Source organism: Streptomyces sp. NPDC126497 (assembly GCF_040302425.1).
Lineage (GTDB): Bacteria > Actinomycetota > Actinomycetes > Streptomycetales > Streptomycetaceae > Streptomyces.
Window position 1 is genome coordinate 39,231 of sequence record NZ_JBEORT010000013.1, and the last position, 17,395, is coordinate 56,625.

A 17,395-nucleotide genomic window follows, 5' to 3' on the forward strand; every position below is an offset into this window, starting at 1 on the left:
GCTCGGTGCCGAGGCCGGCACCATGCCCCGGCTTCCGCGCCGGCGGCGCGTCCACGGGGCGGAGCGGGACCGGCGCCGAGGTGAGGACGGAGGCGTGTGCCCATGAGAGGACAGCTGCCGGGGGACGTGCTGTGTATTGTCACCATAAAGCGCTATATCGGTCAGGGAACGCGCAGAGGAGCAACCGGTGCCGACTGGTGCCACCTACACACGGCGGTACGCGCTGCGCTTTCTCATCCGCGAGGTGCGGGACGGTCTGCGCGGCAGGCAGGTGGCCTTGGCGGCGGCGGGCGTCTCCTTCTTCGGGATGGTCTCCGTCGTTCCCCTGGCCCTGGTGCTGCTCCGGCTGTGCGCGGCCGCGCTCGGTGGGGACGACACCCGGTGGGCCGTGGCGCGGATCGCGGACGCGCTTCCGTACGGGCACGGAACGCAGGCGGGACTGCGGACCCTGGCCGAGGCCGTGGTCCAGTCGTCCTGGCCTGCTCTCGCCATCGCGCTGGTGCCCGCCACCCTGTACGGGGAAGGGCTGCGACGAGGCTTCCTGCACGTGTCCCCGGTGGCGGCGGAGGACGACACGTTCACCGGCTGGCGGGGCAGGCTGGGACTGGTGCCCGCACTGATGGCGGCCCCGCTTCTCATGGGCACCGCCCTGTACGCCGGTCCGGCGCTGGCCCGACTGGCCGACACCGGCGGCTGGCGTCCCGCGGTGTCCGCCTTCCTCGCCTTCCACCTGCTGTGGCTCCTGCTCTCCACGGAGGTGCTCCTGGTCTTCCGGTTCGTCGGCGTCGGTGTCGCCGGCTTTCGGGCGACGGTCCTGGCCGCGTTCGTGACGGGGGCGTTCCTGTGCGGTTTCCTCTGCGGCTTCGTGGTGTTCCTGGCCATCCCGGTCGACTGGAGCGTGCCGTTCGGCGGACTCGTCGTCCCCGGTGTCACCGTGGCGCTGGGCCTGTGGCTGTACCTGCTGCACGCGGTCCTGCTCGTCGGCTACCGGCTGATGCTCTGCCTGGACGGCCACGCAGGCCCCCTTCTCACGATGCCCCGCCCTTTCCGGAGGAGCCGTGCTCCGGGCGATCACCCGGCCGGTGAGCCCGCCGCCCGGCCGTGGTCCGGAGCGACCGGGGCCGCACAAGCGCCCTCCCACGGTCGCAGGCGGGTGCTCACCGGACCCGGGGCGCACGGCCGCGCCGACGCCCTGACGCGGTGGGCCGAGCTCCACGGAGGGTACGGACCCCCCGGCGGCGTTCTGGTCCCGGCGTGGGTGGTGCTGGTCCAGCGCTGCGCCCGCACACGTCCGCTTCGCGCCGTGCCGCCCGATCTCCTCTCGCTGGCCGGACCCCTCACGGTCGCCGCCGCCGTGGGGCCGGCGGCCGCGGGCGGCCCGTGGCCACTGGTCTCCTGCGCGCTCGTCGTCCTGTCCGGTCTGCTCGACGGACTGGACGGCGCGGTCGCCGCGGTCACCGGCCGGGCCCGCCCCCTGGGCGCTGTGGTGGACGCCCTGGCCGACCGGGTGGCGGACCTCCTGCTCGTCGTGATCCTGTACGCCCTGGGGGCGCCGGCCCCCTGGTGCCTGGCGGCCGCTTCCCTGGCTCAGCTGCACGAGTACGTGCGGGCCCGGGCCAATGCGGCGGGAATGCGTGGGATCGGGGCGCTGAGCGTCGCCGAACGGCCGCTGCGGGTGGTGCTGTGCGCGGTCGCGTGCCTGGGGAGCGGTCTGGCGTCCGAAGGCACGCCGGGGACGGGGTGGGACTGGGCGACGGTGTGCGCGGTGTGCTGGACGGTGGCCGGAACCGTCGGCCTCCTGCAGTTGGCGGCCGGGGTGACGCGGACGTTGAAGTAAGGGCTCCGCGCGATCAGGCGTCGCCGATCTGCGCTGCGACGATCTCCGCCGACAGCGCCACCAGCGGAAGACCGCCGCCGGGGTGGGCGGATCCGCCGACGAGGAAGAGCCCGGGAACGGGGGAGCGATTGGCAGGTCGGAGGAAAGCGGCGCGGATGCCGTTGGACGAGGTGCCGTAGATGGCTCCGCCCGGACTCGCGGTGGCGTGTTCCAGATCGAAGGGGGTGCGGGCCTCGTACCACAGCAGGCGTCGGCGCACGTCCGTGCCGCGGTCGGCCATGACGTCCAGGATCCGCTCGGCGTAGGACTCCTTGAGCCCCGGGACGGTCCAGTCGACGGTGCCGGGCGCCCTCCACGGTGAGTGCCGGGGGGCATTGACCAGGACGAACCACGCCTCGTGCGCGTCGTCGGGACGCAGCGCGGCGTCGTCCGGAGAGCTGATGTACACCGTGGGGTCGGCGGCGGGACGGGCCTGAGCACCGAAGACGGCGTCGAACTCCGCGTCGTAGTCCGCCGGGAACAGAACCCGGTGATGCGGTGCCCGGCCATCCCGCCCACGCAGCGCGAGCAGGAGAACGAACCCGGCCGACGAGGACTGGGCGCGTGCGAGGGCGGCCAGCGGCCGGTGCCCGCGTCGGTCCGCTGCCAGGCGTCCGTAGAGGACCGCGGCGTCGACGCCGGAGACGACGACGTCCGCCGCCGCCGTGCCGCCGTCCTCCAGACGGACGCCGGTGACGCCCCGGCCCGAGGTGTCCACCGCGGTGACCCCGCAGCCGTAGCGGAACAGCACCCCCAGATCGACGCAACGCCGCTCCACGGCCTCGGCCAGCAGGCGAAGGCCTCCGGGCACGTACCAGGTGCCGTAGCGCTGTTCCACGTACGGGACCACCGTCATGACACCGGGTGTGCGCCGCGGATCGGAGCCGCTGTAAGTGGCGTAGCGCTCCAGCCACATGCGCAGCCGGGGATCACGCAGGTACCGTCGGCCGGTGCCCCGCAGGGTGCGCCAGGGAGCGACGGCCGCCAGGTCGCGGGGACGGACCGAGCGGCGCAGCAGTCCCGCCGGACCGCCGAGCGGACGCCGCAGCACGTTCTCGCCCACCAATCCCCACAGCTTCCCGGAGGCCGCGTGCAGCCGGGCCCACTGCGCTCCGGCCCCCTCGCCCAGAGCCTCGTCCAGGGCACCGGGCACCAGGCACGGGTCACCGGGCATCGCCAGCCGGGTCCCGTCGGCGAACCGGTAGCTGCAGGCCGGCTCCACCGGTCTCAGCGGTACGGAGCGCTCCAGGGGAGCGCCGGTGTCCGCGAACAGCCGGTGATAGACCTCGGGCAGGGTCAGCAGTGACGGCCCGGTGTCGAAGACGAAACCGTCTCGGCGCACGGTGCCGAGCTTGCCCCCGCACACGGCCGCCCGCTCGTAGACGGTGACGTGGTGTCCTCGACGGGCGAGCCGGGCGGCGGCCGCCAGCCCGCCCATGCCGGCACCGATCACGGCGACGCGGGCCACCTCAGCGCCACCCCCGCAGCGGCCTGCCCTTCCACGTCAACGTGGAACGGCGGTGACCGAGCCAGGACCGCGCCGTCAGCACCACCAGCAGTCCCACGGACACCGGGTGAGCCAGCGCGTCCGGCCAGCACCGCCCACCCGTGCGCCGCGCGGTCAGCGTCCGCCCCGTCACGGCCGCGACGTATCCGGCCGCCCCCCAGCACGATCCCCCCAGCGCTGCCAACGGGGGCACCACGTAGGCCCAGACGAGGAGGACGCACACCGCCGCCGCGCCACCGCCGGACCCGAACGCCGTCCACAAGGACTTGCCGTACCCCTCGCGCAGATCGCGCCAGCCGTCGTACATCCGGCACCTCGCGATCCGGCTGCCGTCCACGATCCCGCCCCGACCGCCGGCCCGCTTCAGCGCCCGGACGAGCGCCATGTCCTCGAGGACCTCGTCCGTGACCGCGGCGAAGCCGCCGCATCCGTACAGGGCGGTGGCGTCCACGACGAGGAACTGGCCGTTCGCCGCGGACAGCGCCGGCCGAGGCGAGGTCTCCGCCCGCCGCAACGGCAGCGCCGTGAGCCATGACCACTGCAGCAGTGGCTGGACGAGCCGGTTGGCGGGTCCCTCGGCGGCCTGGCGGGGAAAGGGGGAGACCAGGTCGAGCCCGGTCGAGCGCAACAGCGCCACCGACGACGCCACCGCATGCGGCGCGAGCACCACGTCCGCGTCCACGAAGACCAGCACGCTGCCCCGGGCGAGCGACGCGAGCTGGTGGCAGGCATGGGCCTTGCCCGGAGAACCCGGCTCCGGCGCCGTACCGCGCACGACCCGGGCGTGCCGGTACGGTCCGCACAGGCGGCGGACCACGTCACCGGTGTCATCGGTGGACTGGTCGTCGAGCACGATGACCTCTGCCCGGGGCAGGTGTTCCTGCGCCAGCAGCGACCGCAGTGCGGGACCGACCCGTCCGGCCTCGTTGCGCACCGGCATCAGAAGGGACACGAGCTCGGTCACCGGCGGCGGATCCGCCGGCGGAATCCGCAGGGCGGTGCTGTTCCAGGCGCTGTGCGCGGTACCGGCGGCCGCCAGCACCGTTCCCGCCGCGACCATCGTCCGCACGGGACGCAACCGGCTCACCCCCGTCTCCCGACGGCACCCGCCACCCGCACGGCCAGCGGCACGGCGACCAGGCCCATCAGCGTTCCGCCCACCAGCGCCACCTGCGGGCGGTCGAAGAACACCAGGCAGGCCGTCACCGAGGAGGCGTAGGTCCACAGGTACAGCGCGAGGGCCGGGCCGTCGTGCCCGCCGCTCCCGGCGGATCGCCGCACCGAGCGTCCGGAGACGGCGTCCACGACGGCGACCATGACCACGGACACGGCCACCCACCCGGCGAAGTTGGTCAGCGGCACGCCCTCCACACCGGGAAGCGCCGGGCGGGGGGCCGACCAGACCCAGTGACCGGCGTCAACCATCTGCGGGTCGAGGAAGACGTCCCAGGACGCCAGTGCCCACCCGCCGATCACCGCCGTCCGCACCCTGGCCGGACGCGTCCGGGGGCGGTCCCGGCCCCCGGCCAGTACGCGCCCGGCCTCCAGCGCGGGCCAGGCCATCATGACCCAGGCGAGAGGCACCACCACCGGCACCCCCGCCGCGCTCGGCCCCAAGGAGCCCGTGTAGTGGTAGGCGCCGAACGGGAAACCCGTACGCACCCCCACGGCCTCCACCACCAGGCCCCCCAGCCCCGCCACCACGAACAGCGCCAGTGGACCCCGCACGCCGTGCCGCAGCGCGGCGGCCGCGAGGGACGCCAGGCAGAAGACCACCACGCCGACGACGGTGAGGACATCGCGTCGCGGACCCGACACGAGCGGATAAGGAATCTGGCACAGTACGGCGGCCGCAGCCAGTAACCAGACCGCCCGCCGACCGCCCCCGGGCCCGCGGTGCAGCCTCGGCCGTTCCTGTACCTGAACCATGCCGTGAGCATAGGAAGACAACCCGTTCCCCCCACCGAGGCGGCGGGAACGGCACCGGAAGCTTCACCGCTACGGACCACACGGCGGCGCGGCGCCCGCGAGCGCCTCCGGTACGGGCCCGAGACCGGGCGGGCCGCGCCGCACCACCTCGTCCGGTCGGTGACAGCAGTGAGGAAGCGGTCCAGGGATGTCCCACAGACGGTACGGAAACCACTGCCGCGCGGTGGACAGGCCCGGACGGGACCGGTGCGCGGTACGGATCAGTGCCTCCACGAACGACCTCCCGCCGGCCTGGCGGACGGGGCCGCCGCTCCGTATCGCGGTCGTCGGCGGCGGCGTCGCGGGGGTCACGGCCGCCGTCGCCCTGGCCGAGCGGGGCATGACGGCCGACCTGTTCGAACAGCATCCCCACCTCGGTGGGCGTCTGGCCGGCTGGCCGACCGCACTGCGTGACGGTTCGACCGTGACCATGTCCCGCGGCTTCCACGCCTTCTTCCGGCAGTACTACAGCCTTCGCGCGCTGCTGCGACGCATCGACCCGGGCCTCGACCTCCTGACGCCCGTTCCGGACTGTCCGCTGCTCCACGGCGCCGGGCACACGGACACCTTCGCCGGTCTGCCGAAGACGCCGCCCTCGAACTGTTCGACGTGGGCGTACCGGACGTCTACCACAGGCTCGATCACCTCGACGCCCGGTCCTTCCTGGAACAGGTCCGCTTCCCGGCGAGCGCCCACCACCTCGCCTTCGAGGTCTTCTCCCGCGGTTTCTTCGCCGACCCCGCCGTGGCGTGACTGCCTCGGCCGAGTTCCTCGAGGAACTGTCCTTGGTCGTCCAGGAACCCGTTCGCGAAGAGCGAGTGGGGGGAGAAGAGCGCGGTGAGCGTGATCGTGAGGTCCGACTGCTCGATGGACCGCTTGAGCAGTGAATGGGTCGCGTCCGGGTAATGCCTGACCGTCAATGCACCGGCTGTGTCCAGCACCTTGTGGTACGTACGCTCCGTGTCGGCGGTGTCCACGTTGGTGTCGCGGCCCGCGAGGGCCAGTAGCACCGGTATGCCGCGCAGGGCGCGGAGGTCCTGCGTGGCGTCCGCGGTGTAGTTCCTGGAGATGAAGCCCCAGCGGTCGGCGGTCATGCCGTCGGTGTCACCGCGCGTGGCCTTGACGTACTCCGCGAAGGTCGCACGGCGTTCCAGCAACCGGCGGGTGGTGTCGCTCTTGGCGATCTCCGCCTTGGTGCGGGCTGCCGATGCGCCGTCGGCGCGCAGTTCGGCCAGGAGGTTGTAGCGGCCCTGCTGGAGCCAGTTGACCGCGGGCGAGACGGCGATGACGAAGCTCACGGGCGTCTTGGCGGCGATCTTCGGCAGGACCCAGCCCGCCTGGCTGGCGCCCCAGAGTCCGATCCGGTCGCCGTCGATGTCCGGGCGGGCGCGGGCCCAGGCGATGGCGGCGGCCGCCTCCTCGGCCCGGTCGTCCATGGACTGGTCGAGCCAGTTTCCGGGCGCGCCCGCGACGCCGGGCTTGTCCCAGGACAGGGAGGCGTACCCGGCCTCGGCGTTCGCTTCCCACAGGGGTTTGTAACCGTCGTCGTGGGTGGCGTCCACGGGGCCGTCACCGTGGACGTACACGACCAGGCCGTGATGCTCGCGGCCGTCCTCGGGGACGGCCAGTACGCCGTTGAGGGTGTGGCCGCCGTGGCGGATCGTGACCCGCCGCTCGTCCATGTCGTAGGAGTGTTGCCACAGCACCACACCGCCGAGACCGGCGGTCACGACCAGGACCGTGACGAGTGACCACACGGCGATGCGGAGCCCGCGCCGTCGGGGCCGGGTGTTCGGACACATGGGAGGACCGCCTCTGTTCGGGTCTGGAACGGACACTGAAGCTATCATCACGAAAACGACCGTAGTGATTCTGATAGATTCAGGTCTCGGCTTCAGGGAAGAGGAGGCACGGCATGGGACTGGACACGACAGGCCCCGGGGCTGGACCGGTGACGGTGCGAAGGGGCGTCCCGCCCGGGGCCGAGCGGCGGGTGGCCGAGCTGTACTGGGACGCCTTCGGCCGCAAACTCGGTCCCGCGCTGAATCCGGCGGACAAGGCGGTGCCCTTCATCGCCGCCCACCTGAACGCCGATCGAGCGGTCTGCGCACTCCTCGACGGGCAGCTCGTCGGCCTCGCCGGCTACCAACACGGCGGGCGAGCCCTCACCGGGGGATCGGCCTGCGCCGTGCTGCGCGCCTACGGGCACCTGCGAGGACTGCACCGGCTCCTGCTCCTCGCCCTGTTCGAACGTCACCCGGTCCCCGGACAGCTCGTCATGGACGGCATCGCCGTGGACCCGGACATGCGCGGCCGGGGCGTCGGGAGCCTGCTCCTCGAGGAAGTGGCCGCCGTCGCGGCGGAGCAGGACTGCCGGGAGATCAGACTGGACGTGATCGACACCAACCCGCGCGCCCGGGCCCTGTACGAGCGGCGCGGCTTCACGGCCGTGCGGACCGAGCACACGCCCTACCTGCGCGGGCTGTTCGGATTCGGCGCGGTGACCACCATGCGTCGTCCGGTCGGAACAGGGGAGGTGAGGGAACCGTGAGCGCCGACACCGACCACGTCGAGGTCCCCACCCGCATGCTCGTCCACGCGCTGATCCGCGAGGACGGCACCGTCGGCGCGGACGAGCTGTACGCCGTCGCCAACACCCTGGGCATGAGCGACCAGCAGGTACGGCTGTGCGTCAAACGCCTCGTGACCGAAGGCCGGTTCACCCACGAAGGCCGAGGCCGCAAGGCGGAGCTGCACGCGACCACGGACACCATGCGTGCCCTCGCCCCCAACGCGGACTTCCTGCGGCACGCATTCCAGCAGGACGCCGGGCTCGCGCCCTGGGACGGTGTCTGGCACCTGGCCGCCTTCGCGGTGCCCGAATCGGCGCGCACCGCCCGGGACGCCCTGCGCGAGACGCTCGTCCACCTCGGCGGCGCCCCGCTCCAAGGCGGACTCTACGTCTGCGCCAACACCTGGGAACCGTACGTCGAGGAAACGGCCCACCGCCTCGGCGCCCACGACGCGCTCACCCTCCTCACCACGACGGACCTGCGCAGGGGCGACATCCGAGAGCCTGCCGAACTCGCCCGCCGACTGTGGCCTCTGCAGGAGATCGCCGACCGCTACGACCGCCTCAGCCGCATCACCCGGCCCCGCCTCGCCCGGCTCACCGGCCCCGACGAACTCTCCCCGGCCGCACTTCTCACCATCGCTGTCGAGCTGGCCGCCGAACTCACCCGCGCCATGGAGCCCGACCCGCTGCTGCCGCCTCAGCTCCTGCCCCACCCCTGGCCCGGTACCCGGGCCCGGAAGCTCATCGCCCGGTGCTGGGCGGCCCTGTACGAACGCGACCAGGGCGAGGCCCGCCCGGTCCTCTTCCGCCTCCACGCCGATGTCACCCGGGAAACAGCAGACCGGGCCACGCCCTGAAGACGCGACAGGCGGCGCAGCCCCTGCCGGCTGAGTGAGGCTGCGGCGAGGGCACCCGTCCTTGCGGACGGGTATCGGATCGGGGGGGCACTTCGATCCGTGCCGATCGGTGCACGGCCGGGTGCACCGCCCTCACGAGCGTCACCCGCGCCTTCATCCGCCACCGCGGACTCGGTGGCCTCCCGCCGCGGTGATTCCGATGGCGCGCATGACGACATGTGATCCCCCTGATCCGATGACGGAACCCAGGCACCGGATCCCAGCCCTGCACACGTACCGCACGATCACCGTCCACCGGGCCTGCTCGCCGGCGATCGGTCCGCCGGCGGCCCGGGACAGGGGTGGTCGGGGGAGGAGCAGGGCCGGGGCGGGGACCGCCGCGGGCGCGGAGGGATCTGTCCGGCGACCTGGAGCTCTGGATCCGGCAGACGCGAGTGCGACCGGCCGGAACCCGTGCTGCCGTGGTGGGAGTGGCCGTAGTGTCGTGCCATGACCACTGTGGGCGACACGGCTTACCGCTACCGCATCGCCGCCACCGGGGACACCGAGCCCGTCAGGGCCCTCGACGACTCCTTCACCACCGACACCGTCTTCCAGGTGACGATCACCAAGGACGGGTTCGCGCTGCGGGAGATCCCGGTGGAGCCGCCCCTGACCAAGGTGTTCCCCGAGGACGAGCCGGACGGCGACGACGAGGACGAGGACGACGCGGACTCCCGGACTTTCGTCGCCCACGACACCGCCGGCGACCTGGCCGGGTTCGTCGCCGTCTCGTACTCCGGCTGGAACCGCCGACTGACCGTCGAGGACATCGCAGTCGCCCCGCCGCACCGGGGCAGGGGAGTGGGCCGCGCGCTGATGGGACTGGCGAAGGAGTTCGCCCGCGAGCGGGGTGCCGACCACCTCTGGCTGGAGGTCACCAACCTCAACGCGCCGGCGATCCACGCATACCGACGCATGGGCTTCGCCTTCTGCGGACTCGACACCACCCTCTACGAAGGCACCTCCTCCAAGGGTGAGCAGGCGCTCTATATGAGCATGCCCTGCCGCTGAGCCGGCTCCAGGCGGCACATGTCAGGCACGGGGCCCGCCCGCCCGGCACGACCGTGACGGTCAGCAGCAAAGCCGGGGCCTTCGTCCGGGCCCCGGCCCGCCCGCGCGAGGTGCTGCGGCGGTCACCGCGGACCAGAGCCACGCTGCACTCGTCCAGAAGCAGTACGGGACGGTGGAAAGACCTGCTCCCCGCGCTGACGCGACCTTGGACACCTCCACCACCGGAAAAGGGTTTCGCCACCTCGTCCACGCGGCGGCACACTTCACCCCACCAGCCGCACGCGGATCGAAGCCGCAGGATGTCACAGGAACCCCTACCTGAATCGCCGTACCCTGCTTGCCGCCGCCGTGACCGGCGCAGCCGCGACCTCCTTGCCGGACATGACGCACGCTGCCGCCGTGACCCGTGCAGAGGACGTCATGAGCACCACCGCCCCGTACCGCTCCTCCGCGCGCGCCCAGCTCCATGCGCTGCGCCGCCGGCAGGACACTGCCCGCTCACTGCTCGACCGGACGCTCGCGCACCTGGCGAAGGTCAACCCCGGCCTCAACGCCGTGGTGCCGCTCGACATCGCCGCTCCGACCTCGCCGGGTCCCTGAGCCTCCCGGCCGCCTGCTGCGGCGTCTGCGCCCTGCGCACCTCCCGGGGCGCTGCACCGATCGTGCCGACCCGCGGCGACATCCCGCACCCGCCCTCACCGCCCGATCGGAATGACTGATCGTTGCGAAATGAGGTCGCGGTGCCGGCTGGTGGTCCGCGGTGGTCCGAGAGGGAGGGCGGACAGCCGGGAGTGTTCGGTCCGGGAAGAGGGATGGCGATGGCGTCGTTCGGGGGCGGGTGGTGGCAGCGGCGCCATCCGCCCCCACAGGCCGTCCGGAACAAGATCGGCGCGCGCCCGGATACCCGTGCCGAGCGCAGGGGCGGGGGGCTCACTGCCTGCCGCACGGCTCGCCCCCCGGGAAACCGCCTACGGCCACTTCGCCGCCTGGCCCGTCAGGGTGAAGGCCGCGACGGCGAGCCGACCGCCCGCGTGCTGGACGCGCAGAGCGCGGAGACCTCCAGCAGTGCGCCGGCGGCCGCCCAGGGCATCGACGCCGGCAAGGAAATCGCAGGCCGCGAGCGCCACATCGGGGTGGACACCCTCGGCCTGCTCCCGGCCGCCCGGGTCGTCGCGGCGAGCGTTTGCGACGACGTCGGCGGCACGCCCCTGATGTGCCGCACCGCCGCCACCCACCTTCACGTGACCAAAGCCCGGGCCGGCACCGACCACCGCACCCAAGCCATCGAACACGGCGCCCGCCCCGGCATCGACGTGGAAGTCGTCCAACGCGAACCCGGCATCAAGGGCTTGAAGGTGAGCCCCACCGCTCCGAAGTCATGATCCACACCGCCATGATCGACCTCATGAGCCGACGCCTCACCCGGGAATCCACCCCGAACCGGCGCGACACCTGAACCTCGAACCGAACAACCCTGCCGGGACGAACCGCTCTTTCAGGCCGGGATGAGAGGTGATGCCACCTCAGATGGTCGGGGTGTCGTCAACGACCGGCTTGTGAATCTCAACGACCGGCTTCCATCCCGCGGAGAACTCGATGAAGTCCGCACGGGTGGGGTAGGTGTCGATCGCGCGACGGTCACGCTTGGGGTTGTCGCTCCCCTTGCGCCCCCGGGGAATCTGCTCCTCGAAGATGTCGACCTTCACGTCGGGAACCTCCTTGAGGCCCTGGCGCCAGATCTGCACGACGTCGGCGCCGAACGCCTGCCGGGCCGCGGCGTAAAGGGCCGTGAGGGCCCCCTTGTCCCCACCGGGAACGAAAAGTGCCAGGTCCAGCACGACACCGGCGGACTGGAGGACCTCGATGGTCGCCGAGCCGTTCTCGTCGGCCAAGTAGATTCCGGCTTCGTTCTCGTCGTCGGGAAGGCAGGAGACTTCTTCCTCGAATACGGTTCTCGCCGTGATCGAGCCGCCCTCGAAATCCTCACCGGGCTTGGTCAGGAAAGCAGGGACATAGCAGTCGGGAAGTTTGAGCCCCGCCGTGTCGGCGGAAACGAAGATCCTGTCCTTCACGCCGAGCTTCGTCACCTCTTCCAGCGAGAGGCGGCGAGCGGCGATCTTCTCCGTGTTCACGATTTCCCTTTCAGGTTGCACTGTCCCTCCGGGCGAGGACGCTACCACGAAACCCTGAGGTCAACTGCCCAGTAGTCTTTGGGTGAATGGCCCCCGACGGCCCGCGCGGGAGGATATTGAAGCGAGTGCCACTCGGTCGGGAACGCGCATCCGCCGGGCAGTATCCCTCGTCATGGTGTTGAAGATCAACTGGCGATTGCATTTCGGTGCGTTGGGTGGCACGGAGGAACCAAAACAAAGTTTACGGTAGATATCGCCCATATCCCTTCGGGGAGGTGGCGGTGAGGTAGGGCGATCCATTCGTCGCGCATCTCGAGGAGCGCAGCGGAACCCAACCGGATGGTCCGACAACGCAACGACGGAGACCCCCACCGGCAACACCCGGATGGAGCGCGAACCGGAAGTCGCGTACCACCGCGCCCTCCTCGGTCAGGACTTCGACGCAGTCGGCTGACGCCCGGTTGCTGACGTCCACGGAGTTCTCCACGCTCTGTGCTTGGACTGCCCGTGCCCGCCGACGCGTCACCGCGATGGGCGGCCCGCCGCACGGTCCGAGCGTCCCGCGGGGCGCTCGGACCGTGCACGTGACGTCAGGTGCCGGGTGTGCCGGCCATCTCCGCCAGTACGGTGCGCCAGTCCTCGCCCGGCCGCTCCCGCAGGGACGGAGCCAGCCGGTCGGACCGGTACTGCCAGTGGTGGTCGAGGTCCGGATGCACCTCGTCCGTCTCACGGATCGCCCGGCCGGCGCTGTCCCCGGTTCCCGCGCTGTCGGGGTGCAGCAGTTCGGCCAACTGCGCCGTGAGGTCATGCCAGGAGACATGGCCGCTGACGGCGTTCGCCACCCCGTGCACGGGCGCGTCGAGGCATGACGTCACAGCCCGCGCCAAGGCGGCCGCGTGCACCCAGGGCGCTCCGTACCAGGCGTGGCCGTGGGCCCCCGGCCTCGGCAGACCGACCGGCCGCCCCTGCCTCACGGCTTGGTAGAGCACACCGGTGGCACCCCAGCGCAGCTGGTCGCGCAGCCGCTCGTGCGAGCCCCACACCAGGGGGGAGCGCACGGCGCTCGCGCCGCCCCGGCCCCCGGCGCCGGCCGCGTCCAGCAGCATCCGCTCGCAGTCCAGCTTGGCCTGGCCGTACGGGCTCAGCGGCTGTCGTGACGACGCTCCCTCCGCCACGAGGTCCTCGGCGGGATGCCCGTAGGCGTCGACGCTGCTGACGAAGACGAACGGACCGCGCTGCCAGGCCTCCACCATCGCCCTCATGGCCGCCACGTCCACCTCGGGGCGGACGAAGGTGCACGCGGCGTGGATCACTGCGTCGGCGCTCGCCACCGCCGCGCGCAGATCGTCCGGGTCGGCGAGGTCGCCCTCGACGACGTCCACCCCCTCCACGTCGATCAGGTGCGCGGATTCGGGCCGGGCCAGGGCGAGGACGGGACGTCCCTGCGCGGCCAGTTCCCGCAGGACGAAGGTACCGACGCCACCGGTCGCGCCGGTGACCAGGACCGTCCCCTGGCGAGCGCCCCGGGAACGTGCCGGGCGGGTGGGCGAGGCCGCGGCGGTGGCCCGCTGCGCGGCCCGTTCCTCCAGCAGGGCGGACAGAGCCCGGGGCGTACGGGCCTGGAGGATGTCCAGACCCGTCAACGGAAGCTTCAGCGCGGCCCGCAGCCGTTCGGCGAGCCGGACCGCGATCAGTGAGTGACCGCCGAGGTCGAAGAAGTCGTCCTCGGGCCCCGGCGCCGGGCAGTTCAGCGACGCCGCGAACGCCTCCGTCACGGCCTTCCCGAGCGGACCCGCCGGGGCGGGGACGGACGGCAGGCCCGGCAGCCGCGACGTGTCGGCCGCGCCCTGGGCCGTACGCGGCATGGCGTCCAGCAGGGTCACGGCCACGGGCACCGACTCCGGGGGGAGCGACACCCGCAGGGCCGCCCGCAGGTCGGCGCGCGAGGGGCCCGAGACACCGCGCAGTACGGCGTACGCCAGCGGCGGCCCGCCGTCCGGTTCGACGACGACGGCCTCCGCCACCTGCGGGTGCGCGAGCAGCAGCGTCTCCGCCGGATGCTCGCCCCCGGCCGGCCGGCCCGCGCCCCGCGCCGGGGCGGGGGCCGGGGCGTGGGGCCGGACGGGCAGCCGGGACAGCCGCGTCCCGGGGTCGGAGACGACCGTGGTGAGCAGCTCGGCGAAGCCGTCGGCCAGCGAGGAGGCCGTAGCCTCGTCCAGCAGGGCGCGGCCGTACTGGACGAGTGCGGCGGGAGCGTCCGTGTCGAGCAGGCCGAACGACAGGTCGAACTTGGCCTCGCCGACGCCGACGTCGACGTGTTCGCCCCGGGTGCCGGGCAGCCGTAGCACCGTGGGCTCCGCCATGACATCGCTGGTCACCCGGACCAGTGCCGTTCCGTCGGCGGCACGGGCGGCGGCGCCGAGGCGCTCCACGACGAGGTCGAACGGCACGTCACGGTGGCGCTGGGCCTCCAGCAGCGCGTCCCGCACCCGCTCCACCAGGACGGTGAAGGCCGGGTCGCCGGATGCGTCGACGCGCACCGGGAGGGTGTTGACGCACAGGCCGACCAGACCGCGCATGTCCGCCCCCCTGCGGTGGGTGCTCGCCACACCGATGATCAGGTCGTCCTCACCGGTGAAGCGGTGCAGGGCGGCGAACGCCGCGGCGAGGACCGTGGTGAACAGGGTGGCCCGGCACGACGCGCCGAGCGCCCGCAGGCCCTCGGGCACCCGGGACCGGAGCGGCACGGTACGGACGCCGGCAGGCCGGGCGCCGAAGTCGGCGGACGGGCGTACGGGGCGGGGCAGTGGAGGTGGCGCGGCCCCGTCGAGACGGTCGGCCCAGTGACGCAGCCCCTCCTCGAACCGTTCCGCCGCCGCGTGTTCACGGCACGCGAAGTCCGCGTAGCGGAGCGGCCGCGCGACCGGCTGCGGATGCGCGGCGACGGTGGCGTCCGTGGGACGGTCGGTGGCGGTCGCGTAGAGTTCGGTCACCTCCCGGGCGATGATCTCCAGTGAGGCGCCGTCGACCGCGATGTGGTGGAACGTCAGCAGGACCGTGTGGTCCTCCGTGCCGTGCCGCAGCACCAGGACCCGCGGCAGGGGACCGGCGGACAGGTCGAACGGACGGCGGGCCTCCTCGACCAGCAGGTCGTGGGCATGCTCCGGGACCGTCTCCACGACGCGCACGTCGAGCGCCCGCGGCGCCGGGAGAACCTCCTGGAAGGGCTCGCCGTCCCGTTGCCCGTACCGCGTGCGCAGGATCTCGTGACGGTGCACGACGGCCGTCAGCGCGGTCCGCAGCGCGTCGAGGTCCAGAGGACCGCGCAGCCGGGAGGCGAAGGGCACGCTGTAGGAGGCCCCGCCGTGGCCGAGCCGGTCCATGAGCCACATACGGCGCTGGGCGTGGGACAGCGGTGCGGGACCCCGGTGGACGCCTCCGGCGGCACCGGCGGCTGCGAAGGCCTCACCGGGACGGCTCGCGGCACGTTCGCGTGCCCGGCGCAGCAGTTCCTCCTGAAGGGCCACGGCCGTGGTCCCTGGGGTCTCAGCGGCCATCGCGGTGCTCCTCGGTGCCGGGGCGCAGATCGTCGTGGGCGGCGAGCAGGGCCTGCTCGACCAGGGCAGCCTGGGCGGCCACCGTGGGGGTGGCGAAGAAGTCGGCGAGCGCCATGTCGACACCGAGTTCCTCACGCAGGTCGTCGGTGACGACCAGGGCGAGCAGCGAGTGCCCGCCCTGGTCGAGGAAGTCGGCGTCGGGCCGGATGATCTCGCGGCCCAGGGCGCGGCTCCATATCCCGGCGACCGCCTGCTCCAGGGGTGTCAGAGGCGCGGCCGGAACGGCCGTTCCCTCCCCTCCGCCGAGGCCGGCGAGGGCGCGGCGGTCGACCTTTCCGGACGGGGTCAGCGGAAGGCTGCCGACGATCGTCACCTCGTCGGGGACGAGGTGGGCGGGCAGCACCGCGGCGAGACGGTCGCGCAGCGCGCCCGGCCGGGGCACAGGGCCGGGCGCCGCCACGACGAACGCGACGAGGCGGGCGTCGTCCGGGCCGGGCCGGTGCACGGTGACGGCCGCGTCGTCCACGTCGGGCTGCCGGCGCAGGACGTGCTCGACCTCTCCCGGCTCGATGCGGAAGCCGCGCACCTTCACCTGGTCGTCGGTCCGCCCGTGGAAGTCCAGGACGCCGTCCGGGCGGACGGAGACGAGGTCGCCGGTACGGTACAGGCGTCCCAGCTCCGGATGGTCGACGAAGCGTTCGGCGGTCAGGTCGGGACGCCCGGCGTACCCGTGCGCCAACCGGCTGCCGCCGACCCACAGCTCACCCCGCGCACCGTCCGCGACGGGCCTGCCGCTGTCGTCCAGGACGTGTACGGTCGCACCCGCGATGGGCCGGCCGATGGGCACCGGGCCCTCGCGGTCCGTGCCGGTGACCCGGTGCGCCGTGGCGAACGTGGTGGTCTCCGTGGGCCCGTACCCGTTGACCAGCTCCAGCCATGGGAACGCCTCCAGCACCTGCCCGGCGTGCTGCGCGGACAGCGCCTCCCCGCCCACCACGACCGCGCGGAGCACCGAGAACATCCGGGACCGCCGGGCGGCGAGCCGGTGGAAGAGCGCCGTCGTGAGGAACGCGACGGTGACACCGTGACGCTCCACGTGCCGGGCCAGGTCCTCGAGCGAGGGCCGGTCGACGGCGCAGACCACCACGGCGGCCCCGTTGGCGAGGGCCCCCCACACCTCGAACGTCGACGCGTCGAAGGTCATGGGGGAGTGGAAGAGCACCCGGTCCCGGGAGGTGAGGGTGACGTAGGCGGGCTCGGACACCAGCTCGGCCACGGCCCGGTGCGGTACCGATACGCCCTTGGGACGTCCGGTCGAGCCGGAGGTGAACATGATGAACGCCGCGGCGTCGGAGCCGAGCCCGGGCACGGGCGCAAAGGAGTCCGACAGCGACGCCTCCTCCGGCAGCGCGAGGACGGGACCGGTGAGGGCCGCCGCATCGAGGAGCTTGCCCTCGCCGACGGTCAGCGTGACTCCCGCGTCGGCGGCCATCGCCTCGGAACGAGGGCGCGGATGCGCCGGGTCGAGCGGTACGCAGGTGGCGCCCGCCCACCACAGGGCGAGCTGCGCGACGACCGTGCGCGCCGAGCGAGGCATCAGCAGCGCCACGCGGTCGCCCGGCCGGACACCGTGCGCGTGCAGGTGGGCGGCGAGGGCCCGGGCCGAGGAGACCAGCCGGGCGTAGGTGAGGGTGGTGTCACCGTCGACCACGGCGAGGGCGTCCGGCGTTCGTCCGGCGTGCCATGCCACGAGGGCGGGCAGCCCGGAGGCGGGTGCGGGCCTGGAGCCACCGGAGGCGGTCCTCACATGTCGGGAGGGCATGGGTCCTTCTCCGAGGGCGGCGTCGGTACGGTCGGTGGAGGTGGTCAT

13 protein-coding genes and 1 pseudogene are annotated in these 17,395 nt (G+C 72.9%); 7 read left to right on the top strand and 7 right to left on the bottom strand.

The genetic code is table 11. The features are described 5' to 3' along the window. Nucleotides 1-187 precede the first annotated feature (187 nt). The gene (locus ABTY20_RS09495) at nucleotides 188-1,837 is read left to right on the top strand and encodes a YhjD/YihY/BrkB family envelope integrity protein (RefSeq protein WP_351996394.1); all 1,650 of its coding nucleotides are present in this window, start codon (nucleotides 188-190) and stop codon (nucleotides 1,835-1,837) included. Between the two features lie 13 nt (nucleotides 1,838-1,850). On the opposite strand, the gene ABTY20_RS09500 is transcribed toward ABTY20_RS09495, so the two are convergent. From ABTY20_RS09500 to ABTY20_RS09510, 3 genes are read right to left on the bottom strand one after another with little or no spacing between them, the layout of a single operon-like run. Then, a complete protein-coding gene (locus tag ABTY20_RS09500) occupies nucleotides 1,851-3,344 on the bottom strand; it encodes a phytoene desaturase family protein (RefSeq protein WP_351996395.1) in 1,494 nt (497 codons plus the stop codon). A 1-nt stretch (nucleotide 3,345) separates the two neighbouring features. Then, the gene (locus ABTY20_RS09505) at nucleotides 3,346-4,470 is read right to left on the bottom strand and encodes a glycosyltransferase family 2 protein (RefSeq protein WP_351996396.1); all 1,125 of its coding nucleotides are present in this window, start codon (nucleotides 4,468-4,470) and stop codon (nucleotides 3,346-3,348) included. Beyond that, nucleotides 4,467-5,201, bottom strand: a complete 735-nt coding sequence (locus tag ABTY20_RS09510; protein WP_351996397.1) for a carotenoid biosynthesis protein — start codon at nucleotides 5,199-5,201, stop codon at nucleotides 4,467-4,469. The genes ABTY20_RS09505 and ABTY20_RS09510 overlap by 4 nt, the downstream gene beginning before the upstream one ends. A gap of 298 nt (nucleotides 5,202-5,499) precedes the next feature. Here ABTY20_RS09510 and ABTY20_RS09515 point away from each other — a divergent pair. Then, a pseudogene (locus ABTY20_RS09515) lies at nucleotides 5,500-6,092 on the top strand (FAD-dependent oxidoreductase); the annotation flags it as partial. On the opposite strand, the gene ABTY20_RS09520 reads toward ABTY20_RS09515, so the two are convergent. Then, nucleotides 5,993-7,081: an alpha/beta hydrolase family protein gene (locus ABTY20_RS09520; RefSeq protein ID WP_351996398.1), complete on the bottom strand. Its 1,089-nt coding sequence runs from the start codon at nucleotides 7,079-7,081 to the stop codon at nucleotides 5,993-5,995. The pseudogene ABTY20_RS09515 and the gene ABTY20_RS09520 overlap by 100 nt on opposite strands. A 185-nt stretch (nucleotides 7,082-7,266) precedes the next feature. Between ABTY20_RS09520 and ABTY20_RS09525 the strand changes: the two genes are divergently transcribed. From ABTY20_RS09525 to ABTY20_RS09550, 5 genes are all read left to right on the top strand, one after another. After that, nucleotides 7,267-7,902, top strand: a complete 636-nt coding sequence (locus ABTY20_RS09525; protein ID WP_351996399.1) for a GNAT family N-acetyltransferase — start codon at nucleotides 7,267-7,269, stop codon at nucleotides 7,900-7,902. A gap of 35 nt (nucleotides 7,903-7,937) precedes the next feature. Continuing rightward, on the top strand, nucleotides 7,938-8,783 hold the full coding sequence (locus tag ABTY20_RS09530) for a PaaX family transcriptional regulator C-terminal domain-containing protein (protein WP_351996437.1): 846 nt from the start codon (nucleotides 7,938-7,940) through the stop codon (nucleotides 8,781-8,783). 489 nt (nucleotides 8,784-9,272) lie between these two features. Next, nucleotides 9,273-9,836 carry a GNAT family N-acetyltransferase gene (locus ABTY20_RS09535; protein ID WP_351996400.1) on the top strand — a complete coding sequence of 188 codons (564 nt, stop codon included), beginning with the start codon at nucleotides 9,273-9,275 and terminating at the stop codon, nucleotides 9,834-9,836. A 399-nt stretch (nucleotides 9,837-10,235) separates the two neighbouring features. Then, nucleotides 10,236-10,436: a hypothetical protein gene (locus ABTY20_RS09540; RefSeq protein WP_351996401.1), complete on the top strand. Its 201-nt coding sequence runs from the start codon at nucleotides 10,236-10,238 to the stop codon at nucleotides 10,434-10,436. Nucleotides 10,437-10,867: 431 nt separating this feature from the next. Then, complete coding sequence (locus ABTY20_RS09550; RefSeq protein ID WP_351996402.1) at nucleotides 10,868-11,218, top strand: hypothetical protein; 351 nt, start codon at nucleotides 10,868-10,870, stop codon at nucleotides 11,216-11,218. 141 nt (nucleotides 11,219-11,359) lie between these two features. Here ABTY20_RS09550 and ABTY20_RS09555 read toward each other — a convergent pair whose 3' ends face one another. The 3 genes from ABTY20_RS09555 to ABTY20_RS09565 form a co-directional block, all read right to left on the bottom strand. Then, nucleotides 11,360-11,968, bottom strand: a complete 609-nt coding sequence (locus tag ABTY20_RS09555) for a hypothetical protein (RefSeq protein WP_351996403.1) — start codon at nucleotides 11,966-11,968, stop codon at nucleotides 11,360-11,362. Between the two features lie 590 nt (nucleotides 11,969-12,558). Continuing rightward, nucleotides 12,559-15,525 carry a condensation domain-containing protein gene (locus tag ABTY20_RS09560; protein WP_351996404.1) on the bottom strand — a complete coding sequence of 989 codons (2,967 nt, stop codon included), beginning with the start codon at nucleotides 15,523-15,525 and terminating at the stop codon, nucleotides 12,559-12,561. Further along, the gene (locus tag ABTY20_RS09565) at nucleotides 15,515-17,395 is read right to left on the bottom strand and encodes an amino acid adenylation domain-containing protein (protein ID WP_351996405.1); all 1,881 of its coding nucleotides are present in this window, start codon (nucleotides 17,393-17,395) and stop codon (nucleotides 15,515-15,517) included. Before ABTY20_RS09565 ends, ABTY20_RS09560 begins: the two co-directional genes overlap by 11 nt.